This window comes from Pseudodesulfovibrio senegalensis, from assembly GCF_008830225.1.
In the GTDB taxonomy this organism is placed as follows: Bacteria; Desulfobacterota; Desulfovibrionia; order Desulfovibrionales; family Desulfovibrionaceae; genus Pseudodesulfovibrio; species Pseudodesulfovibrio senegalensis.
In genome coordinates, this window is record NZ_WAIE01000001.1 from 169096 (window position 1) to 194896 (window position 25801).

Below are 25801 nucleotides of genomic sequence, written 5' to 3' on the forward strand. Positions count from 1 at the left end.
AGCCTGTGAGGGGTGGGCAGGGCGGTCGGATTTTTCCGGAGGGCGGACCGGGGTATCTTTTTTCGCTGCCGTGTGCCTGTACGCCCATGAACGTGCTGTTTCCTGTCGTCAACCTTGAACGAATCGAAGGATGGAGGTGTTCACCATGGACAGAACATACAGGAAAGTGCGGTCGTTCGGCGTGTGGCTTGCGTTGGCTGCGACGTTGACATTTTGTTTTTCCACCGCGGTTTTGGCAGCTCCGGCACAGTACGGCAACGCCGTGAAATTGGGGCAGGCTGCGAGCGCACAGGCCTCCGGCATGCTGGGCATGGACTGGTCGCAGGCTGAGGTCATCGCGGTGACCAACGCGGGGTACGCCATGCCGGGCGAGAATTCCACAAAGGGTTGTCTGGACGGCATTGCCGAGGCCACGGGCGCCACGGTCGGGGCGTGCACGCTTTTGACCCTGCAAAGCCGTTTCGACCAGCCGCTGTGGTTTGCCTTTTTCAGCAAGAAAACGGGCCAGTGCGTGTATCTTGAATATGAGTCGGCCCGGGCCGCCAAGGCCTTGCAGGGCGAATCACCGGAATCGATCAAGGCCGGGGTGGCCCAGATGGCCAGAATCGACGCGGACTATCTGTTCGCCCATGCCGCTGATTTTTCCGCACAACTGAAAAAAGGGCTTTTCGGCAACAATGCGTTTCGCATCGTGACCACGGCCAATGCCGCCGCCCGTAATTGCAACAGCGAAACGCTCAAGGCCATTCAGGTACATGACCACTTCTGCCCGGGCGTGAGTTCCGGCATCGTGCTGGCCAACTACGTGCGTCACAATCTGCTGCCTTCGCCGGACGCGGGATGCTTTGTGCTGAGCGTGAATCCATGGTGCAAGGAAGACGCACTGACCACCCTGCTCAACGCCACGCCGGGCAAGCGCAGCTATGCCGTGGTCTATCCCACGGGCAAGCAGCGTGCCGCATGGCCCGCTCCCCTGAACCGTGCCTGCTCCGTGATCTTCACGCAGCAGAAGGGCCAGCCGTGGCACGGCACCGTGCTGGGCTTCGATTTCTCCAAGGCCAAGGCCGAATACGGCAAGAAGTCTTTTGGCAACAAAGTACTGGACAAACTGCACGCGGACCTGTGGTTCATGGACAACATGGACAGGGCCGAGGCCATGGTCGAGCCGCTCAAGGAGTTCGATCTTGCGGCAGGCATGATGCCCCGCGATCTCATGCAGCCGGGCACGGACCTGATCGGAACGCTGCACAAATTGTAGCGCCACCGGCTACTGTATACAATCACGAAGCCGCTTTCGGCGTTCCCGTGTGGGACGGCCGGAGGCGGCTTTTGGCATGAATCGGCGGGTAACGCTGCTGTCTTTTCGGGTTTCAAAGGAACGGTTCGTGCGATGACGCTCTCTGACCGGCTGGGTTTCGCGTCTGGATTTAGCTCTCTGAGATCGTTTACAGGTCCGTTGTTTTTTTGGGGTGGTTCAAAACGCCCCGCTTTGCAGGGTGTCGTGCAAGCAACACGATAACGAGGACCTCCCGTGGTCTTTTCATTTGTTCGGTACAAAATGTTCCAGTGGGAGTTTTTGTACCGTTTTTCCCTTTTTTTGTATTGAATAGGGATTTCAAATGCCTGAGAGGACGTTGATACGCTTGGTGTCGGCCTCGATGGCTTTGTTTTTATAGTTAATTATTTCAGCGCTTACGCGTTGTGTGCTTCATTGGCTTCTGTGTTGCCTTCTGTCAGGCGTCTGGCACGCGGCTTGCTCATTGCCCAGAAACGCGCGTTGACTCGGCGCGTATTCCAGGGAGAGATGTATGCAGGTTCGGGAAAAAGGCTCATACCACAAGCTGTCGCGCAACATGGTGTTTACTGTGGTCACAGTATCCATGGCGCCGCTTATTCTTGTCGGCGGGCTCATTTTCAACCATTTCCGGTCCATCTATCATGAAAAGGTCTATGCGCTGCTCGTCGAGGTGGTGGGTAAGCATACGGCCACCGTCGATACCTTCCTTCATGAAAAGCTTTCCGAGGTTCAGTTCCTGAACAGGGCGTTCTCCTTTGACCAGCTTTCCGACAACGTTTTTCTGGAAAAGACCCTGCGCGACATCCAGCAGCAGTATGGTCTCATTTTTGTGGATCTGGGCATCATTGATGAAAGCGGCAGGCAGATCGCCTATGCCGGGCCCTTTGACCTGCTCGGCGCGGATTATTCCAAGGCCGACTGGTATCTGGAGTCTCGGGGAAAGGTTTCGGTGATCAGCGACGTTTTTCTGGGGCTGCGCCGGTCGCCGCATTTCATCATTGCCGCCAATGCCGTTGCCGGAGGCAAACAATGGACGCTTCGAGCCACCATCGACTTTCTGGCCTTCAGCAATCTGGTGGAGAGCATCCGCATCGGTGAAACCGGGCACGCCTATATTCTCAACCGGAGCGGCGTGTTCCAGACCAAGCCCCCCGCAGGGCGCAGCAGCAGTTTTACGCTTGCCCCGGTGGAATCAATCGTGCCCGAGGCCTTGGGGGCAGGCATCCGGATGAACAGGTCAAAGGGCAGCGACGATGCCTACTATATCATCGTTTCTTCCTCCCTCAAGGGAGGAGATTGGCGGCTGGTCTATCAGCAGAAATGGAACGACGCCTTTTCCGCCATGAACCGCAGCGAGTTTTTCACGCTGGCTATTTTTCTCCTCGGCGGGTTGGGAATCGTGGGCATGGCGGTGGTTATGTCCAGAAAGCTCATGGCCCGTTTCAAGAGCATCGATCGGGAAGCTGAACTCATGAACAAGCAGATGGTGGAGGCCGGGAAGCTGGCTTCCATCGGCGAACTTGCTGCAGGCATTGCCCACGAGATCAACAACCCGGTGGCCATCATGATCGAGGAGGCCGGATGGGTGGGCGACTTGTTGGAGGACGAGCAGAAACAGCTTTCCTGCAGTGACGAGGTTGCCCGCGCCCTCAGGCAGGTTCGCACCCAGGGGCAGCGGTGCAAGGATATCACCCACAAGCTGCTCAGCTTCGCGCGTCAGACCGATTCCGAAGCGTCCGATGTTTCCATTGCCCCGCTCATTGAGGAGGTGGTCAACCTGTCCATGCAACAGGCCCGATTTGCCAAGGTCAACTTCAATCTGGATCTTGAGGACATGCCTCGAGTGCGCGCTTCGGTTTCGGAGCTGCAGCAGGTTTTCTTGAATCTTGTGAACAATTCCATTCAGGCCATGGAACCGGAAGGCGGAGAGCTCTCCCTTTCCTGCATGGCTGCAGGGCCGTGGGCCGTCATCAATGTTCAGGACACAGGCCCCGGTATCCCCGAGGCCAATCTGGATCGCGTCTTTGACCCGTTTTTCACCACCAAACCCGTGGGTAAAGGGAGCGGGCTTGGCCTGTCCATCTGCTACGGAATCATCCGTCGCATGGGCGGAGAAATAGATGTGGAAAGCTCTGCGGGCAAGGGTGCCCGGTTCACCATCCGGCTTCCCTTCGCCTCTTCCGGACAGCGGGAAAATCAGACCAAGGCGGTTCATCATGACTGATGCCGTCATCCTGTTTGTGGACGATGAGGCAGGGTTTGTGGATGCAATGTGCAGGCGGCTGAGCAGGCGAAACATGTTTGTCCATAAGGCGTTTGAAGGTGAAGGCGCCCTGAATCTGCTGGCAGAGCACAACGGAATTGACGTGGTCGTGCTGGACATGAAGATGCCCGGCCGAGACGGGATGAGCGTTCTCGAGGACATCAGGCAGGGCTATCCGCAGGTGGAGGTCATCATGCTCACCGGCCACGGTACTGTGGAGTCGGCCATCGAAGGCATGCACAAGGGCGCGTATGATTATTTGCTGAAGCCGTGCGATATCGAGGTTCTGGTCGATAGAATTCATCAGGCCGCAGCGCATAAGCGCGAAAGAGAAGCCCAGGCAACCAAAAATCGGGTGGATCATATTGCCGGAAGTATAGTATAGGCAGGAGTATGGCTCCAGGAAGCAGGGCTACGGGACCCAACACCGTTGTCACCAGTCCGGGCAGGGAGTGGCTCAGGATGGAAACAAAAGTTCGGACAACCCCGGACTGAAAAATCATAGAGTGAGGATACCATGAATTTTTTCAACAGATGGGGAAATTTCATGATGGCGGGAGCGGGAGCGCTCGCACAGTGGGAGATTGAAAACGCCAAGAGCATCTTGAGCAGCAGAAAGCGGATCATGATGATCGGACTCCTGCTTATTCCCGTGGTGCTGGGCGGGATAGCGTTTGCCGACGAGGTGGCTCCGGTGCTGCCGGACCTGTTGGGCGGCAAGAAATCCTACAGTCCGGCCTTCTACAGTCTGGGCATCTTTCTGGTGTCCATCGCCATTGGCATGGGCGCCGGGCTCATCACCGGCTGTATCGGCGCTGGGGGCGGATTCATTATCGCGCCGGCACTCATGAGCGCCGGCATCAAGGGTATTCTCGCCGTCGGGACCGATCTGTTCCACATCTTTGCCAAGGCGATCATGGGCAGTGTCATCCATCGCAAGCTGGGCAACGTGTCCGTGGCTCTGGCCGTAGTTTTTCTGGTGGGGGCCATCATGGGCGCCACCGCAGGCGGGGTCATCAACCGCGTGCTCTACGAGATCAACCCGGTTCTGAGTGATGCGTTCATCACAACCGTCTATTCGCTCATGCTCGGTTTCCTGGGTTTTTATGCCTTGTCCGATTTTCTGCGCTGCCGCAAGGCGGGCGACGGCACCTGCGCGCACGGCGGCGGCAAGACCGAGGGCGCTGATATGGGCGGCATGGCCAAGGCTTTGCAGGCCATGAATATCCCCCCCATGGTCACCTTCGACCAGGACCTGACTCCCGGCGGACGCAGCATTTCCTGGGTCTTTTTGGTGCTTTCCGGCGCGCTGGTGGGATTGGCCGCAGGCATCATGGGCGTTGGCGGCGGCTTCCTGACCTTCCCGATCTTCGTGTATGTGCTGGGTGTCTCCTCCATGACCACTGTGGGCACCGACATTTTCCAGATCGTGTTCACGGCAGGGTTCGCGTCCATTTCCCAGTACGCCATTTACGGCTTTATCTTCTACACCTTGGCCATGGGCATGCTGGTGGGGTCCCTGCTGGGTATCCAGATCGGCGCGCTGGTGACCAAGGTGGTACCGGGTATCACTATCCGCGGTTTTTATGCCATGGCCGTGCTGGCCGGTTTCATGAACCGTATCTTTGCCCTTCCGGGCAAGCTCGGGGAAATGGACGTGTTGCCCATATCGCCAGCGCTGGGGTCGGTGCTCAACGACATCGGCATCTGGGCTTTTTTCATAGTCATCGGCGGATTCTCGGTTTGGGTCATCGGCACCTTCCTGAAGAATATCCCAACCCTGAAGCGATAGGAGGCATGGTAACATGATTGCCAACAAGAAAGAATTCACTGGCGGCGTTGCGCTGCTCGTCCTGTTCTTCGTGGTCCTTTACGCCATGTTCCAGCCCATGTTCGACGGCAGAAACGCCATGGGCTACCTGGACCACCTGTATAACACCATCTCCAAGGGGTCGGTGTATTACATCCCGGACATCAAGTCCGATGTGGAAGGGCTGAAAGGTCAGGACATCGCGTTCAGCCTGGGATACGGTACCGAGATCGAGGCCACCCAGTCCCAATCTCTGTTCAGGGAAGCGGGCGCCATGGTGGAGCGACAGGGGAAAACCCTGAACGTGAAGGGGGCGCTCAGCGCCATGCTCGGCGCAGCACTGAGCGATGCGGACCTGATGTACAACAACCACGGCGCTGCCCTCACCGACAAGTACGATGTGGAACCCCGCCGGGCGCTCTTCAACTGGTGGACCAGCCTGGGACTCATGGACAAGGAGTTGAAAAAGCAGGGCAGGTTCGCTGCGTCCAAGGTCACCTCCACCGTGCTGAACAAAGGCGTGGAGATGTCCTACAACTATTATGAGATTGAACCCGTACAGATCATGGACGAGCTCGGCATGGTCATTTTCTCGCTGGCTTTCTATGTGATTTATACCCTCTGGTACGGCTTTGCCATTTTGTTCGTGTTCGAGGGTTGGGGACTGAGGCTCAGCCATTAGGCGCCTGATAAAATCCTGATCGACGCGCGGCCCTTGTGCAGGCATGGGCCGCGCGTCTCTCCTTCCGACGGATGGGAAGGCGTTGAAAACGGCTCTTCTCATACACCGGAAATGATCGACTCATGTGGAGTTTCTCACTATTTGCTGTAAAAGGGTCAGACCATGAACCTTCAGGATTATTACGACACGGTCATGCAGCTCAGCCACGGTATCGTGGTTACCCTGAACCCGGACGGGAGCATCATCCACGGCAACGCGTTGCTGGCGTCCCTGACAGGATACCCCCTGCGCGAGCTTGCCGGGAAAGATTGGTTCGAAACATTCATGGAAGAGGACGAGCGCGACAAGGCGCGCCTCACCGTGATGGCCAAGGCTGAGCAGCAGGGAATTGTGTCCCTGTCCGGCTCCATCACCGCGCGCGAAGGCGGCAAGAGCTATATTGACTGGAACCTCAAGGGACTGCGCGATTCTTCCGGCGCCATGGTCGGCATCCTCTGTGTGGGCAAGGACGTCACCGAACACATGTTGCGCCAGAAAGGGCTTCTGCGTGAGCGGTTTACCTTGCTGGAACGCAACAAGGAGCTCAAGTGCCTTTTTGACATCAGTATGCTGATCAGTGATTCCAGGCAGGAGCTGGATGCCGTGTTGCGAAGGATCGTCGATATTCTGCCCTCCGGTTTTCAGAGGCCCGCCAGCACGCATGTCTGTTTGACTCTGGACAACAGGACATGGCAGACCGCGGGCTCTCGGGACACGGAGCACACCCTTTCGGAACCGGTCATGGTGGCCGACAGGCGACGGGGAACCCTTGCGGTCGCGGTTTCCGGACGCAGAAAAGGGTTGTTGCAACAGATATTTCTTGAAGATGAACGCGATTTGCTGTCCACGGCCGCGCAACAGGTGGGCATGGTGGTCTCCAAGCGGGAAATCCGCGATGCCAAGGAACAGCTGGAACAGCAGCTTCGTCAGGCGGACCGGCTGGCGAAGATCGGCCAGTTGTCGGCCGGAGTGGCCCACGAGATCAACGAGCCCCTGGCCAATATTTTGGGATTTGCGCAACTGGCCCTGCAGGCCAAGGGGCTGCCCGAACAGGCGGCTGCGGACCTGAACAGCATCGTGGAATCTTCGCTGCATGCTCGCGAGGTCATCCGCAAGCTCATGTTTTTCAGCCGCCAGCTTCCGCCCCAGCTGGTGGCCACCAACCTCAACGAAGTCGTGGAGCAGGGGCTCCGTATCACCGAGGCCAGCGCCAAGCGCAGTGGGGTCAAGGTGGTGCGCGATTTTGATGACAGCCTTCCCGAGATCAATGCCGACCCCCAGCACATCAAGCAGGTCGTGGTCAATCTGGTGGCCAACGCCATCCAGGCCATGGAAGACGGAGGCGCCCTGACCCTCCGCACGGTCAGCCACAAGAACGACGTCTATCTTCTGGTGGAGGACACCGGTTCAGGCATTGCGCCCGAGCAGCTCAAACAGATTTTCACCCCGTTCTTCACGACCAAGGATGTGGACAAGGGCACCGGCTTGGGCCTGTCCGTGGTTCATGGTATTGTGAAGGCGCATGGTGGTTTCATTCAGGTGCACAGTGAACCCGGTCAGGGAACCCGCGTGGAAGTGGCCTTTCCCTGCCTGCATAACAGCGAGAGCGTTGATCAATGAGTGACACGATTCGGATTCTTGCAGTGGACGACAGCAGGAGCACGCTGGAAGTGCTTAAGCGCAACCTTGAGAGCAATGGATACGAGGTACAGACCTGCTCCCGGGTGGCCGATGCCCTGCCCTTGCTTGAGAAGATGGATTTTGAGCTGGTCATCACCGACTACCGCATGCCACAGGCCACGGGTCTGGACCTCATCAAGCATATTCGCGAGAACCACCGTGACCTTGAGGTCATGATGATCACCGGATATCCCTCAATTTCCGGAGCCGTGGCCGCCATCAAGGACGGTGCAGGGGAGTACCTGCCCAAACCCTTTACCACCGAGGAACTGCTCTCCGCGGTGGAGCGCGCCCTGGAGCGCAGTGCCCGACGCCGCGTGCTGGAGAGCCCGGACACACCCGTGGGCAGGTTCGGCATCATCGGCTCCTCCCCGGCCATGGAACAGGTCTACAGCCGCATTGCCAAGGCAGCGACGTCCAGTGCCAACGCGCTCATTTCCGGCGAATCCGGCACAGGCAAGGAACTGGTGGCCCGCGCCGTGCACTACAACAGCGACCGCCGCGCCGCACCTTTCGTCCCCGTGAACTGCACGGCCATTCCCGACAGTCTGGTGGAAAGCGAGCTTTTCGGCCATGTGAAGGGCGCTTTTACCGGGGCCAAGGAAGCGCGTGCCGGCTTTTTTGAGATAGCCCACGGCGGCTCCATCTTTTTGGATGAAATCGGCGATGCCAGCCCCAACATGCAGGCCAAGCTGTTGCGGGTCATCCAGTCCAAGGAATTTTGCAAGGTGGGTTCCAGTCACGTGCATACCGTGGACACCCGCATTCTGGCCGCAACACACCAGAATCTCAAACAGATGGTGGATGAAGGCTCGTTTCGTGAAGACCTCTATTACCGCATCGACGTTCTGGACATCCCCATTCCCACCTTGGCGGAGCGTGGTGATGATCTGATTGAACTCATTACCCATTTTCTGGCAAAATTCTCCAAGGCCATGCATCGTCCCATGCCCGAAGTGAGCGACGAAGCGCTTCAGGCTTTGCGGCGATACGCGTGGCCCGGCAACATCCGCGAGCTTGAGAACCTCATGCAGCGTCTTGTGGTCATTCTGGACCACGACCGGGTGGAGATAACGGACCTGCCCGAGGCCATGCGTTTCAGCCTCCCCCGTGCAACCGGAACGCACGACCGCACTCTGGCCGAAGTGGAGTTCGAGCATATCAGCAATGTCTTGGCAATGGTGGGCGACAACAAGACCCGTGCCGCAGAAATTCTGGGCATCAATCGAAAGACGCTGCGGGAAAAACTGAAGCGCATGGCGTCTCCGGAGGTATGATGAACAGGAAAACGGCAGGTGTGTTGGCAAAAACAATTGCCAGGACCATGGGGACGCGGTTTTGGTCGTCCCTGAAGGATCTTTTGCCCATTATCCTGGTCATAGCTTTTTTCCAGGGAGTGGTCCTGCAGCAGCCTCTGCCCGATGTCTGGGGCGTGCTTGAGGGATCTTTGCTTGTCGTTCTGGGTTTGACCCTGTTCATTCAGGGGCTGGAAATGGGCTTGTTCCCCATTGGGGAACAGATGGCCCACGCCCTGGCCCGCAAGGGCAGCCTGACCTGGCTGCTCATTTTTGCCTTTTCGCTCGGGTTTGCCACCACCATTGCCGAGCCTTCGCTCATAGCCGTGTCCGAAGAGGCTGCCAGGGTCGCCTCCAGGGGAGGGCTCATCAAGGCGGGTGAAGAAGCCATGGCGCAGTATGGCATGGGCCTGCGTCTTTCCGTGGCTTTTTCCGTGGGCGCGTCAATCCTGGTCGGGGTGCTGCGCATATTGAAAGGATGGCCCGTGCACAACCTCATCATCGGCGGTTATGTGCTGGTCATGGTCATGACCATTTTTGCGCCCGAAGAGATCGTCGGCATCGCCTATGATGCGGGCGGGGTGACCACGTCCACGGTGACCGTGCCTCTGGTCGCGGCCCTCGGTGTGGGGCTGGCGTCGATCATCAAGGGACGCAATCCACTGGTGGACGGCTTTGGGCTGATCGCCTTTGCATCCTTGTTGCCCATGATTGCCGTGATCGGTTATGGGCTGGTCATCTTCGGAGCACAATAGGGAGGTCCGGGATGGAGTTCTTCATAGAGTTTTCCGGGGCATTCATTTCCACCTGCCGTGACGTACTGCCCATAGTCGTGCTGCTTCTGGGGTTCCAGTTGTTCGTGCTTCGTCAGCCCATTCCGCATCCTTGGCGCGTGGCCATGGGCGGAGTGTACGTGGTCATCGGCCTGTCGCTGTTTCTGATGGGACTTGAAAAGGCCCTGTTCCCTCTGGGCAAGGTCATGGCCTCCCAGCTTTCCGATCCGGAATTCCTGTGGGGCGGAGCCGCGGCGACTTCGCAATGGACCGCATACGTCTGGATATACGTTTTCGCCGCTCTGATCGGGTTTTCAACCACCATTGCCGAGCCTTCGCTTCTGGCTGTGGCCATCAAGGCCAGCGAGGTTTCCGGGGGCGGTATCAGCCAGTGGGGACTGCGGATAACCGTGGCGCTGGGCGTGGCCGTGGGTATTGCTCTGGGGACCTTCCGGATAGTGACCGGCACCCCCTTGTACATGTATATTCTGGTGGGGTATGTTGTTGTGATCATACAGACGTTTTTTGCGCCGAAAACAATCGTGGCCCTTGCCTATGACTCGGGCGGTGTCACGACTTCCACGGTCACGGTTCCGCTGGTGGCCGCGCTCGGTCTCGGGCTCTCCGAAGCCGTGCCCGGGCGCGATCCGGCCCTCGACGGTTTCGGCCTGATTGCCTTTGCGAGCCTGTTTCCGGTTGTTGCCGTCATGGGATATGCCCAGTTGGCCCAGTGGTTATCGAATCGAAAAAAGATGCAGTACCAGGGGGGTACCAGATGAAGTTCAAGCTGATACTGGCACCGGTCAAGCCGCACAAGACCGATCCGATTGTGGATGCGGCCAAGGCCGCGGGAGCCACCGGTGCGACCATCATCCACGGTCGTGGCACCGGTATCCGGGAGGCCCTGACATTCTTTGGCCTCGCCCTTGAGGACCAGACGGATATTGTCATGTTCCTGCTGGAGGAGCACCTGGTGGATCCGGTGCTGAGCGCCATTCACGAGGCCGGTGAGTTCCTCAAGCCCGGAACCGGGATTGCCCTGGTGCTTCCGGTGGAAAAGGCCATCGGTCTGGAAAGCCAGATCGACAAGTTCAAGGAAGAAATTCGGGATAAGTATCTTTAGCCCTGCACTGGAGGCGTTATGTCCACTCCCATAGTCCGTGTTCGTGATGTCATGAGAAAAGAGGTGCTGAGCATTGACGGCATGTCTTCCGCCAAGAAGGCTGCGGACATGATGCGCGATGCACGTGTTTCCGAGTTGTTGGTGGCCCGGCGTCATGACGATGACGTCTGGGGCATGGTGACCATTACCGATCTGGTCAAGAAGGTTATTGTCCCGGGCAGAGACGGAGCGACCGTGGATGTCTACGAGATCATGACAAAACCCATTATTACGGTTCCGGCCAATATGGACATCCGCTACGCGGTTCGCCTGATGAACAGGACCAGAATTCGCAGCGCTCCGGTTGAGGATATGGGCGAAGTGGTCGGAATGGTCACGCTCTCGTCGCTGGTTTTGGATAACAGTTTGTTGTGAGGTAAAACCTCGGCCGTTTCTGGTCGTTAAAGGGGTGGCTCCATGTGGTTTTTTCTGCCCGTAATCCAGCGTATGTTGAGAAAGAAGCGCCGTTGTCCCAGTTGCGGCAAAGCACAGCTTGTATGCGCGGAGGATGAGCGCAAGACTGTTCGCTGCAAGCATTGCGGCGCAGACATGCCCCCTCCAAAGAAGCGATCATGAGAAAGGGGTGGCGCGATGGTTGTCCACCCTGCCCCGTTGCCCTCCGTGTGTTCGGGGTGGCGTTGAGCAAGAGATTGTTCAATCTGCGTCCGTAGCTTTTCCCCATAAATAATCACTAAATAAGGGTGTTAGCTGGTCCATTGGTGCACGTTTGGACTTGTTGCAACGGCCAAGCGGGGAGGGCGCAGGCCGGGATGGCGTCTGATGGATATCCGGTTATTTATTTCGATATCGGCCAAAAAAGGCCTCACCCCTCAACCATGCCCTTGCGCATTGCTCTGGTCCGATGTCCAGCATGACAAGCAAGACGTTCGGAAGTCGCAAAAAGCCGACTTCGTTTCCGTTTGTCTTGGCTGCACGGAGAATTCCGTTCTGGATGGCCTCGGCCAGAGTGCGCGGCCATTCATAGCTTTCAATCAGGGTTTCAGGGCCGTGTATGTTGCTGGCTTCGCACTGGCTGGCGTCGACGCTGTTCCAGCCGCGGCAGACAAGGGGCCGTGCAGGGTGTATGCCGCAGGTTCCGTCCATGAGCAGAGGGCATGGAAGTTCGTGCCTGATTTTGCCAATTTCCTCGGTTGTCAGTCCCTTGATGCGCATTGCAATGCCGCGGGCCTTGTGGGCGATGGTTTTCAACTGGGCATCACTGAGGTTGCTGCCCAGGTGCTGGCCGAGCAGGATTGCCTCCGGTTGTGAGAGCATGATGGGGTTGTAGCAGCAGTGGATACAGCCCGCCTTGCACGCCATGGGCGGTGCGAACGGTTGTGATTCCATAGTCTCGTCAAACAGCTGGTTGGCACGTGCCATCGCCTGCGCCACCTCATGGATTTCAGGCGAGTGTCGCAAGGTTCTGGCCATATCCTCCTGGCACTTGCTGGCCATGTGAGAAAAGAAACCTGCCGGGTCGTTGCTCAGAGTAGAAGTGTTATTATGCACGATCGCTCCTTGTTCGGTAGCGGTAGGGGTCGGGAGGCTCCACCTGTCCTCGTCCGTTGGGCGCGTGAGGCAGATTGCCGGTATATATTTCCGATAGGGAGGCTATCCCGCGGTTGTCCGGAAAGGAACGCAGGATCGGCCTGAACTGCGTGCGCAGAAAAGCCTTGGCTGCCTTCACGGGCTGTGCTTGTCTCAGCACGGCATCACCGAAGTGTCCGGCCAGCCATGGCCGACCATGCCCAGATGGTAGGCCGAGTCCCGTGTGTTCGCATCGCCGTGGCAGAAGGGCATGAAGTCAGGTTTGCGCGGGGAAAGGGTGCGCATACGTTGTGCCAAAGGGCGCTGATCTCCACTGCCGGAACCGTTGGTGGTCCGCAATGGATTGGCAAGTTGCAGCCTGTGGAACCATGACAGCGCCTCCTGGGGGGTGCCGGATTTTTAGCAGGGCGCATTCCCATGTGGAACGGCTCGGCAATCCGGTCCACATGGTGATTCTTACAGGGCAAACATCACCACAACCGCCAAGGTCAGGATGATGGCCACCAGAGTTGCGCCCACGGCGACGGTGCCTGTGGCCACGGACATGCGCAGCTGCTCTTTTGCGTCTTTTTTTGGTTCATCGCCCAGGCATATGAACGGACCGGCGAACCATACGGCAAGTCGCTCCGGGAGTTCGCGGCTCAACCTGTCCAGTCGTTTTGCCAGACCTTCCGCGAAAAGAGCGGCTGCGGCGTTCAGGCCGTTGAAGAGGCTGTCTGCGCCCCGGTACAGCATACTGCCGCCTTTGCGATATAGCCAGTCAATTTCCAGAGCGATGGTGTCCGTGCGTCTGAGCAGTTTCAGGAACAGGAAGAAGACCAGGGCCGAGAACATGAGCAGCTGCATCTGCCCAACGACCTTGCCTGCCTTGTATACGGTGAAGGCGGGGTCCATGCCGAAGGGCAGGATGGCGTAGAGCGGGTCCGGGTAAACACCCAGGAAGATGCACAGAAACGCCAGGATGCCCATGGCCGCGAGCATGTGCGCGGGAGCCTCCTTGGGCCGCAATCCCCGGTCCACATTGAAGAACACGAAGTAGGGGAATTTGATGCCCGCATGCAGAAACACACCGGCGGAGGCTATTTCCAGAGTGGTCCAGGCCAGAACCAACCCTTCATCTCCGGCGGCCTGCAGGATCAGGGACTTGCTGGTGAAACCGCTGGTGAGGGGAAGCGAGGAAATGGCCAGTGCGCCGATCGTCCCAAGGACCATGGTCCAGGGCATGGATTTCCACAGCCCCCCCAGTTCGGTGCACTTGCTGCGGCCGGTCTGGGCCAGAACAGCACCGGCGGACATCCATAACAGGGCCTTGTAGATAATATGGCAGAAGGCGTGGGCAGCCGCGCCGTTGATGGCCATGGCCGTGCCGATGCCCGCCGCCGTAACCATGAAGCCCACCTGGTTGGTGATGGAGTAGGCCAGAATGCGCCGCATGTCGTTTTCCAGCAGGGCGTATACAATGCCGTAGATGACCATGACGCAGCCGATGAAAATGAGGATGTCCCAGCCCGGGAAACCCCGCAGCAGGGTGTAGACCGCGGTCTTGGTGGTATAGGCCGACAGGATGACGCCGCCGGTAACGGTCGATTCCGGGTAGGCGTCGGACAACCAGCTGGAAAAGGGCACGGCCGAGGCGTTGATCAGCACCCCGCCCAGGACGAGCCAGGCCGCGAGGGTGTGTTCTGTGAAAGATCCGAATGCGGCGCTGCCCGTATTCTGCACATGCAGCAGGATGCCGAGAAGGAGCAGAAGGCCACCGAACAGGTGCACCAGAATGTAACGCATGCCTGCGTCGTAGGAGGCCTTTGTGTCTCTGGCCAGAATGAGCATGGTCGAGGCCACGGCCATGATCTCCCAGTACACATACAGGGTGATGAGGTCCCCGGCGAAAACCGCGCCCAGTGACGCGCCGATGTAAAACAGTGCCGCCAGATGCTGGCGCAGGTCGTCCAGTCTGTAGGCAAACAGGAAGGCTGCAAAAGCGTTGATGGTAAAGATGTAGCCGAAGACCCTGCTCAGGCCGTCCACGCGCAGCGCGGCCAGCTCGAGGCCCATGAACGACGCGCCGCCGGTAACGCCGTTTTCCAGGCCGTGCACCACCACCAGCCCCAGTGCCGCCACAGCCAAGAGCGCCTTGGTCCGGTGCCTGCCGGGCAACAGCGGCAGCAGCAATCCGCCCAACAGGAAGGGGAGAACGGGAGCCAGACTACTGATCATAATAATCTCCCGGTCTTTTCAGAATTTTGCCCATGTATTTTGCCAGTTTGATGAGTCCGGCGCATGATGCGAAGCCCAGAATGGCGTAAAAGCCGTAAAAGGAGACGAATTCAAAGGGCGCTTTGGTCGGGTACACAAAGCCTGCAAGCACTGCTGCGGCACAGCTTGCATACAGCAGAAACCAGAGGATTCGTCGTACTGCTGGACGGCTGAAAAAGTCCGGTTGTTCAGGCATGGGCTTTCACTCTCTTATAGTCTGGCGGCCATGGAGGCCAGGGTCGTCAGGGTTTCCTGGTAAAAGAAGACGCCAACCGACAGTGCGGCAGTTCCCAGCAACGGCACCAGACACCATGTCGGAGCCTCGCGCATGGGGCCTGCGTGTTGGGCTTCTTCCGGTGGGCAGAACCACGCCTTGTAGACAATGGGCAGGAAGTAGGCAGCATTCAGCAGCGAACTGATCACCAGTACTCCGGCCAGCACCCAGTGGTCGCCCTGCAGACTTCCGTTGAGCAGGAGCCATTTGCTCAGGAACCCTCCGGTGGGAGGGACACCGATGATGGCCAGAGAGCCGATCAGGAAGGCCAGCATGGTCAGGGGCATGCGGTGGCCGATGCCGCCCATGCGGCTGATGTATTTTTCGCCCGTGGCTACATAGATGGCACCCGCGCAGAAGAACAGGGTGATCTTGCCGAAGGCGTGCATGGCAATATGCAGGATGCCCCCGGTGGCGGCCACGGTGTTGAGCATGCCGACACCGAGCACAATGTAGGACAGCTGACCGATGGTGGAGAAGGCCAGCCGTCGCTTGAGGCCGTCCTGGGTCAGTGCCGTGAAGGATGAAATCAACATGGTCACGGCTGCCAGACCGGTGATGATGGCCCCGAGTCCCAGAGAGCTCAGCAAGTCCATGCCAAAGACCTCGGTCACCACGCGGACCGCGCAGAACGCGCCGACCTTGACCACGGCCACGGCGTGCAGCAGTGCGCTGACCGGTGTGGGGGCGACCATGGCCGCAGGCAGCCAGCCGTGGACAGGCATGAGTGCGGCCTTGGCAAAGCCCAGAAGAAAGGCCACCAGAAGCACTGCCCCGGCAGATGTGCCGACCTTGCCCGCCAGCAGTGGTGCGCCGCCGAAGTCCAGAGTCCCGGAGAGCATGGCCGTGACCAGCAGCGCAGGCAGGGCCAGGCCGATGGAGGTGGCGACAAGATAGGTCAGGTATTTGCGTGCACCGCGTTTGGCTTCGTCGTTCTGGTGGTGGCCTACCAGTGGGTAGGTGGAAAAGGAGAGCAGTTCATAAAAAAGATATAGCGTGAGGAGGTTTGCGGACATGGCCGCCCCCATGGTGGCGAACAGCGAGACCGCAAAAAAAGCATAGAACCGGGTCTGGTTCTGTTCCTGTTTGGAGCGCATGTAGCCGATGGCATAGGCCGTGGTGATGATCCACAGCACCGAAGCCACCAGCGCGAACAACATGCCGGCCGGGTCCATGCGCAAGGCGATGGGAGCGCCGGGTATGACCGGGAAAAGGACTATTTCCGGGGTGTTGCCGGCCAGTACGTCAGGAAGCATGAGCACAATGATGCCCAGGAGCAGAAACCCCGCGAGAAATGTGAAGGCCTCACGAACGTTTGGCCCGCGGGCAAACAGAATGCCGGGGATGGCCGAAAGGGGAGCCAGCAGGGCGATAAGGGGCAGTGCGGAGTCCGGATTCAGCATGGTCTGCACCTACATGACGCCTTTGAGCGCGGGCTGGATGATTTGTTGGATGATGCCTCCCGTTGCCAGACCGATGACCGGCAGCAGCAACGCGATAAGGCACATGGGGGCCAACTGGTACCAATCGTTGCTGTCCGGGGCGCTGGCTGTCGCCGGTTTACGAAAGAACGCTCTTTCAAAGACGCGGAAGAACAGGAAAACGTTGACCAGGCTGGACAGAATCAGCGATCCGGCAAACACCCAGTGTCCGGCCTCCAGGGCGCCGCTCAACAGGTACCACTTGCTGAAGAATCCGCAGAACGGAGGCACGCCGATCATGGAGAGCGCACCCGCGGTGAAGGCCAGCATGGTCACGGGCATGGTCGTGAACATCCCGTCCATATCGTCGATGCGGCTGCCTCCGGTGCGGACGACGATGCTGCCCACAGCCAAAAACAGTGTCAGGGTCATGGCCGCGTCTGCCAGGATATGCAGGATGGTCCCGGTCATGGCCGTGGCGTTGCCCATAAACGCGCCGCCCAGCATGTAACCCACTTCGGCCACCAGGATGAAACAGAGCATGCGCCGCAGGTCCTGCTGGGCGAGGGCCATGAGCGCTCCGGCAATGATGGCCACGCAGGCCAGCCAGACCGCCATGGAAGAGAATCCCGATATGGCGGCAAGAAGGTCCGGGGGAAACACGGTGGTCAGCATGCGGACGATTACGTAAGCCATCACTTTGGTCGTCATGGGTGCCAGCAGGCCGGAGACTGCAGGGCTCGCGCTGGAATAGGCTGCCGGCAGCCAGGCGTGAAAGGGAAAGACGGCCATCTTCACCCACAGGCCAAGCATGAGCACGACAAAACCGGTCAGGGTGGTCGTGGATAAAGGTATGGTCGTCAGTATGTCCGCGATGTCGAGCATGTTGAGTGAGCCGCTTGTGATGTAGAGGTAGCCGACACCGAGCAGGTAGAGTGATGCGCCTACCGAGCCCACCAACAGATAATTGAGACTGGCGAAGGTTGCCCGGGGGCCTCCCATGGACAGCAGGGCATAGCTGGACAGCGCCGCCACTTCGATGAAGACAAAAAGGTTGAATACGTCGCCCGTGGCCACGATGCCCAGATGTCCGGCCGTAGCCAGAAGGTAGAGCCCCAGAAAGGCGGGGGTTTTGCCCAGAGGCCACTTGCTCGGTGTGAAGCTGAAGGCGAAAAGGTTCAGGAGTGCGCCTGCGGAAACTACCACCAGCATGAGGGCCGAGAGCGGATCTACCGACAGGCTGATGCCCCATGGCGGCGCCCAGCCACCCAGAAGATAGGTCTGGGGGCCGGTGCTGAGCACCTGCACGAACAGTACGGCCGCGCAGACGGCGCTCAGGCCGAGTGCGCTGACCGCGATGGGCATCACGCTTTGACGGCTGCGGCCCATGCTGCTCCATGCCACGGCAACGGCCACGAAGGCGCCAAACAGCGGAAAGAGTATGGTCAGGACAGGGAGTTGCATGTCAGCGGCGCAGCTCCTTGAGGATTTCGTCTTCCTCTATGCTTTTGAAGTTTTTGTATATCTTCTGGACCAGAGCCAAGGCCACACCCAAAGTGGCCACGGAAACAACAATGGCCGTCAGCATGAGCACATGGGGCAGGGGGTTGATATAGTCTCCCGCGTTGACGGTGGTCGCTCCCTTGGCCAGAATGGGTATGGTGGCCCCTTTCTTGGCACCGATGGAGACATACAGCAGCATGATCGAGGTTTGGAATATGCCCAGGCCGATGAGTTTCTTGATCAGGTTTCGCTTGGCGGCCATGGCATAGAGTCCGACCATCATGATCGCCACATAGACTATGTAATTGAAGTGGGATGCGACTATTTCGCCCAGCGAATGCATCTAGAAGCCCTCCTGAACTGTTCCGTGTGAAGACAGCAGCTTGAAGATCATGATCAGGGCGGCGGTGACGGTCAGGGCCACACCGCTTTCGATGAGCAGGATGGCAAAGGAGTGTCCCGTAGCCAGGGACATGCCCAGAATGCCCGCCAACCCTCCATAGTCCAGGAAATTGACCCCATTGGTCATGCATATCACGCCTATTCCGGCAAAGAGCAGCACTCCGGCGGCCGAGAGCAGGTGACTGGCTCGCTCGCTCATGTGCCGCAGGGCCGTTTTCATGTCGTGGGAGACGGCCAGCAGGATATAGGCGGCAGCAAAGATGACCCCGCCCTGAAATCCGCCGCCAGGGCTGTAGTGGCCGTGGGCCAGGACGTAGAGGCCGAAAAGCTGGATGAGCGGAATGAATGTGCGCGCCACGGTTTTGATCACCAGATCTTCCCCGGCAAGGTCCAGAGGGTCGTTTTCCGGGGCGGCTGGTTCAAGGTCTTCACGGGTCATGCGGGTCCGCAGGATGAAAAAGCAGGCAAGACCGGCCGTGAACACGACGATGGTCTCCAGCATGGTGTCAAAGGCCCGATAGTCGCCGAGCACGGCGGTCACGATGTTCGGGGTTGCCATCTCCTCAAGGCTTTTTTCGATGAATCGTGCGGAGACATGCATGCTCGCCGGGGTCTGGGGGTCGCCCCATCTGGGGAAATCCAGGGTGGTGAGGGCCAGCAACAGGCCCGCAATGACTACAGCTGCCAGGGTGAGTTTTTTCAATCCTTGGTCCTCCGGGTTGTGCGGAACACCGCAGCCAGAAAAAAGGCCGTGCTGATACCGGCGCCGATGGCGGCCTCGGTAAAGGCCACGTCCACTGCGCCCATGGCCAGCCACTGCAGGCACATCATGAAACTGTATGCACCGAACAGGATTCCTGCTCCCAGCAGATCCCGGACGGTGATGGCCGCCACGGCGCAAACCAGGATGACCAACAATACCGCGAGTTTTATTTCCCAAATCATGTTGCTATCTCCTCATGTCGCCTTTTCGCCACGGGGTCAGCCCGGCCTTGATACCGGCGTCCACCATGGCGTGGGTGGCCGTGGGGCTGGTGATGAACACCAGAATGAGAATGAGCAGTATTTTGCCGCTCACGAACAGCTCGGCGGTCCCCAGGGGGATGGCATTGACCACGGCCAGCCCGAGAAGAAGGCACAGGGACCCGAGCGTGTCCAGCTTACCGGCCATGTGGAGTCTGGTGTACACGTCCGGCAATCGCAGGATGCCAATGGTGCCGCCCAGATCAAAGAGCAGGCCCGTAAGAATGAATATGACGGCGATCGTTTCCATGAGCTACTCCTCGACACGAAGGTTGCTGTCCCGTTTGCGCATGCCTCGGGCCTGAAAGTATCGTGAGGCAGTGAGCACCGCTATGAAGTTGAGCATGGCGTACGACAGGGCGATGTCCACGAACATGTCGATACGGCCGAAGATGAAGCCGATGAGCAGGATGAGGACAGTGGTTTTGGCGCCGATGGCGTTCATGCCCATCAGTCGGTCCAGAGTACTGGGGCCGATGATTGTCCTGTACAGGGACAACATCATGAGCATGACGAGAAAGACGCTGGCAAATAGAATGAGGTGTTCCATGGGAAAGTTATTCTCCGAATATGCGCCCGATCTTGCGTTCCATTTCGCCGGGCAGGTTTTCGGCGGATTTGCTGTCTATGGTGTGCACGCTGAATTCCCCCTTGCCGTTGACCGTGACCGAAATCGTCCCGGGAGTCAGGGTGATGGAGTTGGCGAAGACGGTCAGGGCCATGGGGTTGCGCAGGCGGGTTTGCAGATTGACGATATCGGGTTCCATGTGGGCGGTGATGTCCTTGCGGAAGACCAGCCTGAGCATGGCCGCGTTGGCCTTGATGATCTCCACCAAGAGCCAGAGTATGAATATGAAAATGGACCATATACATGATGGTCGCCGCCATAAAATCAGTTCTTTTGGAAAAAAGCTGTAAGATATCAAGATGATGAATGCACTGGAAAGCGCCCCTAACGCTAGGTGGAAGGCATCGAGCATGCCCGACAGCAGAACCCAGAGGCCAAAGAGCATGAAGAAACGCATGCCGATATCCAGAAGAAATGACATCTTGCGGGCTGGCGTTGGCTGGTCAGGTGTCTTTTTTTGAACGCTCATGGGTATGGATTGCCTCATCTCAAAGTGAATGATTGGCCGTCATCAGCAAGTAGGGTGATACATGGTACAAATAACATGAAGTATTTTTTTCTGGCAACCCAAAACGGTTTGCCGCCCTCGTGCGGGAGTTTTAGCTGCCGATAGATCCTCATGGCGGGGCTGAGAAATGTCGGACAGTGGGGAGCGCAAACCGACCTTGGGCATCTTCCCGGTGATGATCGCTGCCGGTGGCATCGGGCCTGACCAACCTCATTGTTTATGGCCCAGGCGGCTTTGCCTTTGTGACGAGGCCATGCAGAGGATCTCCCCAATGATGGTTCAAGGAGGCAGGTCAACTCGGTTTCAATCGTTATTGTCATCATGCGCTAATCTCCCATTATCTGCGGAGGGCAGGTAGAGCCGTTGCCTTTCCCCAGCCGGAAGGATCGAAAAGGGTGAAAGCTCTTCATGGGCAACCGAAAACGGAAAAAGTGCACGAGTGACATTCCCGTCAAAAGATTGGGAGCCATCAACAATTAATGACACGATGAATGCGGCCACCTCAGATGATTCAATACCGGACGGTGGAGGTGGTGGGGTGTCCAACAATTTCGTTGTGGAGGGAGAGTCGTGGGACGGACTGCGTTTTCAGTTTCAGGAATTTGGTTACGGGGATGAACAATGCATAGGTCAACAATGTCGCCGCCAGCGTGACGATAAAAATGGACCAGCCCTCCGGTTCCTCATAGTATTTCTCGAAAATGGCTATGACGCTGAAGTGCAGGAGATAAAACGGGTAGCTTATTCTTCCGACAAAACGATCGAGTGGAACATCCCCGAAGGCCTTGAATATGAACGGAAGAGCCAGGCACGCGGCAACAGGAAGCGCAAAGGGCTCAGCCTCGTCGGGAACATCGCCGACCATGAAGATCGTTGCCACAAGCGCCGCCCAGAAAACGAAATCCGTGATCCAGATACGGGAGGGCAGTTTTTTGAAAAAGCGATACGCCACAATGCCGCAGCCAAACAGCCAGAATTCACACGGGAAAAGGCGATAGAAGAACGTTAATTCACTGTAACTGCTGGATGATACAGCTAGCTTCAGAGAGAGGCTCATTGCGATCAGGGCGCAGAGCGTACGGCTCTTCATGCGGACCAGAAAAGGGGCCATGGCGTAAAAGACAATTTCAAGAGAGAGTGACCATGCCTGGACGAGCGGGGCGAACTGCCAAACGCTGTTTCTGGTGGATTCGACAAAATGCAGTCCTCCGCCCACAGTATGCCCCAGGCTGAACAAGAACTCCTGACCGACCACGCATAACGAAGTCCAGGCCAACAGGCCGAACGCCAGAGGGTCGGAAATGAATTCCTGCAGTTGCTCCTTTGTGGAGAGCGGATGAATGTCCGCCGCGACAAGGAGGCCAATACTGATGCAAAGCGCAAAAAGGTATTGGGGATACAGCGAGATCAGTCTGCTGCAATAAAAGCTTTGAGGCGAGTCATACGTTCTGTCCAGTATCAGTGCCATGTAGAATCCGGAAATGGCAAAGAATGTCAACACGGCTTCATGCCCATCCACTATGGAGGCATCGACAACCGGGAAGTGGGAATTGAAAACTGCAAATGCGAGTAAGAAACGTATTATGCCCACATCTTACTCCTTCGTGTCTTGAATGGACCAATGCTGTCGGAAACCCCAACCATATAAACGAAAAAAGGAGGGGCCGAATGCACGCTGCCGCATTCGGCAACAGTTTTTCCTCTCTGTTGGAGCTCCTGATTCATTGATTCCCGCGGGTGCTTGTGTGCGGACGCTCCTCATCCCGGAGGGACACACAGTCGCCTTGCAGCCAAAGCCGAGAGGCGATGGATGGATATGGTTCTTCGCCGCACAGATACGCACGCAGCCGTTTTCGGGTGGTGTTGTCCATGTATTCCATCAACGGTTGGTGAACGTCGGGCATTTTTTCCAGCGCCCGCATGGTCGTTTGATCCCATTGTTCACATAATGATTCGATATTGTATGGTTTTTGGGTCGAGCAACTACAGGCACAGGCTCCTTGTGTGGAAGGTGCCAGGCCGAACAGGGCGGTGGCGTCGCGGAGTTCTTCGCCGCTGTCGATATTGCGGACAGCTATTTCAAATCCGTAGCTGGTGCTGATCGTGTTGAAGTTGCAACCGCGGCTGACATACGGAGCCGTTTCGCCGCCCAGAGGACGGAGATTGCTTTCATGGGACCGCATGACGGCTGCATCCGCCGGTTTTGCAGCAGACTGATTATTCACATGGACGATAGTGCCATAAGGGATGAACTTCGTTGCGAAAAATCCGTAGCCGACGGTTGGATTCACCGCACGAAGTTCAGTGTTGGGATGCATCATGCCAATCAGCCTCGGGCTGCTGTCGACATGCCGTTTCTGAGGGGAGGGGCTACCAGTCGTCATCGTCATTGAGTTCAAAATCGTCTTCGAGCTTGTAGCTTTGCACCTTGATGCTGAAGTCGTCATCGGTTTCAGTGACGATGCCTTCTGCGGTGATCCATCTGTCAATATAGTTGATAAGCATCTCGCTTTGTTCGCTTTTTTCGATGATAAACTCTTCTTCTCCATCCACAAGCAACATCAGGCTGGAGATGGTGTCGTTTACCCAGTCCGCAGGAAGGACCTGTCCGTAAAGCGTGTCTTCATAGATATCCTTTGCCATTATTCCCCCCCCCTTCTCTATTGGTGGATTGCATCCTCATGATCATTCGTTTCCACGTCTCGCCGGTACACACTGCCACCTTCAGCAGGAACAAATTGCTTGATATAGCGGCGTTCGTGCTCAAAACCGTTGGCCTCGTAAAAGGATTGAGCGCCTTCAAAACGATAATCTGATCCGGTTTCGAGAAAAATCTGTTTTCCGCCTGCACGTGCAACACGTTTTTCCATTTCCGCCAGCAAGGCTGTTCCAATGCCCTTCCGGTGATACTGAGGGTCCACGGTAATGCCATAAAGTTCATGGCGTTCGGGCCAGGATGGGATTGGCCCGTAGCAAATGAATCCAACAGTCTTTTCCTGACCGCACTCGTTTGTGCTGGCTCTGAGGAATGTATGCGCTTCGCGCCCGTCGCCATATGCGCTTTCCCAGGCCATGTCTTCTGCCGTTGCCATGACGTCCAAAGAAAAAAGTCCGCATGCCGTTGCCATGTCCAAAAAAATTTCCGTATCTTCGGGCGACATCCCTGACGCGATACGGATTTCCCGGTCATTGCCGGGGACAGGCCTTTTTCCCTCAACGACTTGATACATCGTTTTACCTTGTCCTTAACTATCGCTTTCGACAGGAGTAAAATTATCCAACACTATTGACTCGACAGGTCCGTTCTTTTGAACGACTCCCGTAAAATCGGCTTCTTTCCGGGTCAGTTTTTTCAGAGCCGGAAAGCAGTCAAGGTTTGTAACACGTAGTTCCCGTTCATCCCGGCACGCTATGAGAACGCCGGTGACCTCAAAGCGGTCGTCCCATTGTGAAGGGATAACCGTTCCGCGAACGGTTACCGTGTTCTGATTCTCTGATTTGCCAGGTGATTTCATGTCATGTCTCGTTCGGTGATAACGGAGACGTTAAAGCAGGGAGCGTGCCACGCGGCTAATGGCTTGAAATAATGAGTTTTTTATGCAGCAGGTCGGGGTGGGGTAGGAACTAAAAGTTCCTACCTCTGTGGGAGGGGTCGTTTGTTTTGGGGGCAGAGGAGAAAACGGAATCGTTTCCACGATTTTTTTGAAAAGATTTTTTCAATGAATAAGGAATATTAAAGCAACAAGTGGAATTGCAATTTCCGGTGATCGGCACTGGTCGGAACTATGAGTTCCGTTTTTGAAAGTTTTTACGCCGAAGCCCGTGGCGGTTCATGAGTTTGTTCAGTTGGCGGGTTGTCACTCCGGCCTTTTCCGCGGCCATTTTCATTACGCCGTTGCATTGTTCGAGCAGGTTGGTAAGATATTGCCGCTCAAAATTGTCTATCGTGAGTTGCCGGGCCTGCTTCAGCGGCAGACTGGTTTTCACCAATGCAGTCAGGACTTCGCCATGTGCGTCGAGCAGGTCAGGTGGGAAGCTGTTTGGGTGCAGTACATCATCCGTTTCCAGGATGCAGGCCCGTTCAATGACATTTTCCAGTTCCCGGACGTTGCCCGGCCAATCGTACTGTAGCAGGGCATCCAGAACGTGCTCGGAAATGCCTGTGATTTCCCTGTTCAACAATCCGTTGAATTGTTTGATGAAACCTTCAATCAACCGGGGAATGTCTTCCGGGCGTTCCCTGAGGGGAGGAATCCGTACAGGGAACACATTCAACCTGTAGAATAAATCCGTTCTGAACGTTCCCTTTTCACACAGTTCCTTCATGTCTTCGTTGGTCGCGGCGATGATCCTCACATCCACCGGGATGTCGTTTTCACCGCCCACGCGCTGAAGAACACGCTCCTGAATCACGTTGAGCAGTTTGACCTGAACCGAAGGACTGACCGTGCCGATTTCGTCGAGGAAAATGGTCCCGCCATGTGCCAGCTCGAATTTGCCCAGCTTGCGGCGGACAGCTCCTGTAAATGCGCCTTTTTCATGACCGAACAGTTCGCTTTCCACCAGTGTTTCAGGGATGGCTCCGCAGTGAATGCTTATGAATGGCTTGTCTTTCCGGTTGCTGTGGCTGTGGATGAGCTTGGCAATGAGGCTTTTGCCCGTTCCTGTTTCCCCGGTGAGAAGGACCGTTGTTCTTGTTCCGGCCACCTGACGGATTTTGGCGAAAAAATCGCGCATGGCCTTGTTGCGGGTATCCACGAATTCAAGCGAGTCTTCATCCCAGAACTGGCCGCGCAGATAGTCGAGCTCTGACTGGAGCGCGTCGGATTTTCGAACCTTGTCCACGACCAGACCGAGCTCTTCCTTTTCAATGGGATGGGTCAGGTAATCGAAAGCGCCGGCCTTGACGGCGTCGACGGCGACTTTTGTCTGTTCATCGTCAGCCATGACCACAATGGCCGCAGACGGGTAGTTCGCCCAAAATTCTTCAAGAGCCTTGTTGATGGATTTGTTTTTTGCGAGCAGAGACTCCACGTCCACAAAGAGCGTATCCACCTCCCGGTCCTCTTCATGGGCGGATGAGCACAGGGCCGTTCTGGTCTGGATTTCCTCTCGTTGATCCAGCAGGCCGCCAATTTTTGCGGAACGATTTCCATCGCGCGTTATGACCAGCATTTTTCTCATGCTTCGGGACTCCTCACGTCTTTTTAGGGCCAAGCCGGAAAAGGGACAACAGA

28 protein-coding genes are annotated in these 25801 nt (G+C 57.1%); 11 read left to right on the top strand and 17 right to left on the bottom strand.

Annotated elements, in window-relative coordinates; all coding sequences use genetic code 11:
* Nucleotides 1–145: 145 nt before the first annotated feature.
* The 11 genes from F8A88_RS00785 (at nucleotide 146) to F8A88_RS00835 (ending at nucleotide 11376) form a co-directional block, all read left to right on the top strand.
* Entirely contained in the window at nucleotides 146–1258 is a 1113-nt protein-coding gene (locus F8A88_RS00785; protein WP_161598287.1) for an FmdE family protein, read from the top strand.
* Between the two features lie 550 nt (nucleotides 1259–1808).
* Nucleotides 1809–3521, top strand: coding sequence for a sensor histidine kinase (locus F8A88_RS00790; protein ID WP_151149035.1), 1713 nt, complete (start codon nucleotides 1809–1811; stop codon nucleotides 3519–3521).
* Complete coding sequence (locus F8A88_RS00795; RefSeq protein ID WP_151149036.1) at nucleotides 3514–3945, top strand: response regulator; 432 nt, start codon at nucleotides 3514–3516, stop codon at nucleotides 3943–3945. The genes F8A88_RS00790 and F8A88_RS00795 overlap by 8 nt, the downstream gene beginning before the upstream one ends.
* Before the next feature lie 132 nt (nucleotides 3946–4077).
* The gene (locus F8A88_RS00800; protein WP_151149037.1) at nucleotides 4078–5352 is read left to right on the top strand and encodes a sulfite exporter TauE/SafE family protein; all 1275 of its coding nucleotides are present in this window, start codon (nucleotides 4078–4080) and stop codon (nucleotides 5350–5352) included.
* A gap of 13 nt (nucleotides 5353–5365) precedes the next feature.
* A complete protein-coding gene (locus F8A88_RS00805) occupies nucleotides 5366–6052 on the top strand; it encodes a hypothetical protein (RefSeq protein ID WP_151149038.1) in 687 nt (228 codons plus the stop codon).
* A 162-nt stretch (nucleotides 6053–6214) separates the two neighbouring features.
* Nucleotides 6215–7711, top strand: a complete 1497-nt coding sequence (locus F8A88_RS00810; protein WP_151149039.1) for a PAS domain-containing sensor histidine kinase — start codon at nucleotides 6215–6217, stop codon at nucleotides 7709–7711.
* The gene (locus F8A88_RS00815) at nucleotides 7708–9048 is read left to right on the top strand and encodes a sigma-54-dependent transcriptional regulator (protein ID WP_151149040.1); all 1341 of its coding nucleotides are present in this window, start codon (nucleotides 7708–7710) and stop codon (nucleotides 9046–9048) included. Before F8A88_RS00810 ends, F8A88_RS00815 begins: the two co-directional genes overlap by 4 nt.
* The gene (locus F8A88_RS00820) at nucleotides 9045–9821 is read left to right on the top strand and encodes a DUF1538 domain-containing protein (protein WP_241667298.1); all 777 of its coding nucleotides are present in this window, start codon (nucleotides 9045–9047) and stop codon (nucleotides 9819–9821) included. Before F8A88_RS00815 ends, F8A88_RS00820 begins: the two co-directional genes overlap by 4 nt.
* A gap of 11 nt (nucleotides 9822–9832) precedes the next feature.
* The gene (locus F8A88_RS00825) at nucleotides 9833–10618 is read left to right on the top strand and encodes a DUF1538 domain-containing protein (RefSeq protein ID WP_151149041.1); all 786 of its coding nucleotides are present in this window, start codon (nucleotides 9833–9835) and stop codon (nucleotides 10616–10618) included.
* The gene (locus tag F8A88_RS00830) at nucleotides 10615–10962 is read left to right on the top strand and encodes a P-II family nitrogen regulator (RefSeq protein ID WP_151149042.1); all 348 of its coding nucleotides are present in this window, start codon (nucleotides 10615–10617) and stop codon (nucleotides 10960–10962) included. Before F8A88_RS00825 ends, F8A88_RS00830 begins: the two co-directional genes overlap by 4 nt.
* 18 nt (nucleotides 10963–10980) lie before the next feature.
* Entirely contained in the window at nucleotides 10981–11376 is a 396-nt protein-coding gene (locus tag F8A88_RS00835) for a CBS domain-containing protein (RefSeq protein ID WP_151149043.1), read from the top strand.
* Between the two features lie 417 nt (nucleotides 11377–11793).
* Here F8A88_RS00835 and F8A88_RS00840 read toward each other — a convergent pair whose 3' ends face one another.
* The 17 genes from F8A88_RS00840 to F8A88_RS00920 all read right to left on the bottom strand — a co-directional run bounded on the left by F8A88_RS00840 (nucleotide 11794) and on the right by F8A88_RS00920 (nucleotide 25748).
* Complete coding sequence (locus F8A88_RS00840) at nucleotides 11794–12432, bottom strand: YkgJ family cysteine cluster protein (protein WP_161598288.1); 639 nt, start codon at nucleotides 12430–12432, stop codon at nucleotides 11794–11796.
* A 270-nt stretch (nucleotides 12433–12702) separates the two neighbouring features.
* Nucleotides 12703–12846, bottom strand: a complete 144-nt coding sequence (locus F8A88_RS15705; protein WP_161598289.1) for a hypothetical protein — start codon at nucleotides 12844–12846, stop codon at nucleotides 12703–12705.
* 159 nt (nucleotides 12847–13005) lie between these two features.
* On the bottom strand, nucleotides 13006–14766 hold the full coding sequence (locus F8A88_RS00845; protein ID WP_151149045.1) for a Na(+)/H(+) antiporter subunit D: 1761 nt from the start codon (nucleotides 14764–14766) through the stop codon (nucleotides 13006–13008).
* On the bottom strand, nucleotides 14756–15001 hold the full coding sequence (locus F8A88_RS00850; protein ID WP_151149046.1) for a hypothetical protein: 246 nt from the start codon (nucleotides 14999–15001) through the stop codon (nucleotides 14756–14758). Before F8A88_RS00850 ends, F8A88_RS00845 begins: the two co-directional genes overlap by 11 nt.
* Before the next feature lie 14 nt (nucleotides 15002–15015).
* Nucleotides 15016–16482 (bottom strand): monovalent cation/H+ antiporter subunit D family protein, encoded by a 1467-nt coding sequence (locus tag F8A88_RS00855; protein ID WP_151149047.1) that lies wholly within the window; start codon nucleotides 16480–16482, stop codon nucleotides 15016–15018.
* Nucleotides 16483–16491: 9 nt separating this feature from the next.
* Nucleotides 16492–17964: a complex I subunit 5 family protein gene (locus tag F8A88_RS00860; RefSeq protein ID WP_151149048.1), complete on the bottom strand. Its 1473-nt coding sequence runs from the start codon at nucleotides 17962–17964 to the stop codon at nucleotides 16492–16494.
* A gap of 1 nt (nucleotide 17965) precedes the next feature.
* On the bottom strand, nucleotides 17966–18346 hold the full coding sequence (locus F8A88_RS00865; RefSeq protein ID WP_151149049.1) for a cation:proton antiporter subunit C: 381 nt from the start codon (nucleotides 18344–18346) through the stop codon (nucleotides 17966–17968).
* Complete coding sequence (gene mbhE / locus F8A88_RS00870) at nucleotides 18347–19108, bottom strand: hydrogen gas-evolving membrane-bound hydrogenase subunit E (RefSeq protein ID WP_151149050.1); 762 nt, start codon at nucleotides 19106–19108, stop codon at nucleotides 18347–18349.
* Complete coding sequence (locus F8A88_RS00875) at nucleotides 19105–19350, bottom strand: hydrogenase subunit MbhD domain-containing protein (protein WP_151149051.1); 246 nt, start codon at nucleotides 19348–19350, stop codon at nucleotides 19105–19107. The genes mbhE and F8A88_RS00875 overlap by 4 nt, the downstream gene beginning before the upstream one ends.
* A gap of 4 nt (nucleotides 19351–19354) precedes the next feature.
* A complete protein-coding gene (mnhG, locus tag F8A88_RS00880) occupies nucleotides 19355–19678 on the bottom strand; it encodes a monovalent cation/H(+) antiporter subunit G (protein WP_151149052.1) in 324 nt (107 codons plus the stop codon).
* A 3-nt stretch (nucleotides 19679–19681) separates the two neighbouring features.
* The gene (locus F8A88_RS00885) at nucleotides 19682–19978 is read right to left on the bottom strand and encodes an MrpF/PhaF family protein (RefSeq protein WP_151149053.1); all 297 of its coding nucleotides are present in this window, start codon (nucleotides 19976–19978) and stop codon (nucleotides 19682–19684) included.
* 7 nt (nucleotides 19979–19985) lie between these two features.
* Nucleotides 19986–20525, bottom strand: coding sequence for a Na+/H+ antiporter subunit E (locus F8A88_RS00890; protein ID WP_161598290.1), 540 nt, complete (start codon nucleotides 20523–20525; stop codon nucleotides 19986–19988).
* 550 nt (nucleotides 20526–21075) lie between these two features.
* Nucleotides 21076–22155, bottom strand: a complete 1080-nt coding sequence (locus F8A88_RS00895) for an acyltransferase family protein (protein WP_151149055.1) — start codon at nucleotides 22153–22155, stop codon at nucleotides 21076–21078.
* A 130-nt stretch (nucleotides 22156–22285) separates the two neighbouring features.
* Entirely contained in the window at nucleotides 22286–22885 is a 600-nt protein-coding gene (locus F8A88_RS00900; protein ID WP_151149056.1) for an SET domain-containing protein, read from the bottom strand.
* Nucleotides 22886–22934: 49 nt separating this feature from the next.
* Nucleotides 22935–23207, bottom strand: a complete 273-nt coding sequence (locus F8A88_RS00905; protein WP_151149057.1) for a hypothetical protein — start codon at nucleotides 23205–23207, stop codon at nucleotides 22935–22937.
* Nucleotides 23208–23224: 17 nt separating this feature from the next.
* Nucleotides 23225–23794 carry a GNAT family N-acetyltransferase gene (locus tag F8A88_RS00910; RefSeq protein WP_151149058.1) on the bottom strand — a complete coding sequence of 190 codons (570 nt, stop codon included), beginning with the start codon at nucleotides 23792–23794 and terminating at the stop codon, nucleotides 23225–23227.
* 553 nt (nucleotides 23795–24347) lie between these two features.
* On the bottom strand, nucleotides 24348–25748 hold the full coding sequence (locus F8A88_RS00920) for a sigma-54-dependent transcriptional regulator (RefSeq protein WP_151149060.1): 1401 nt from the start codon (nucleotides 25746–25748) through the stop codon (nucleotides 24348–24350).
* Nucleotides 25749–25801 lie beyond the last annotated feature (53 nt).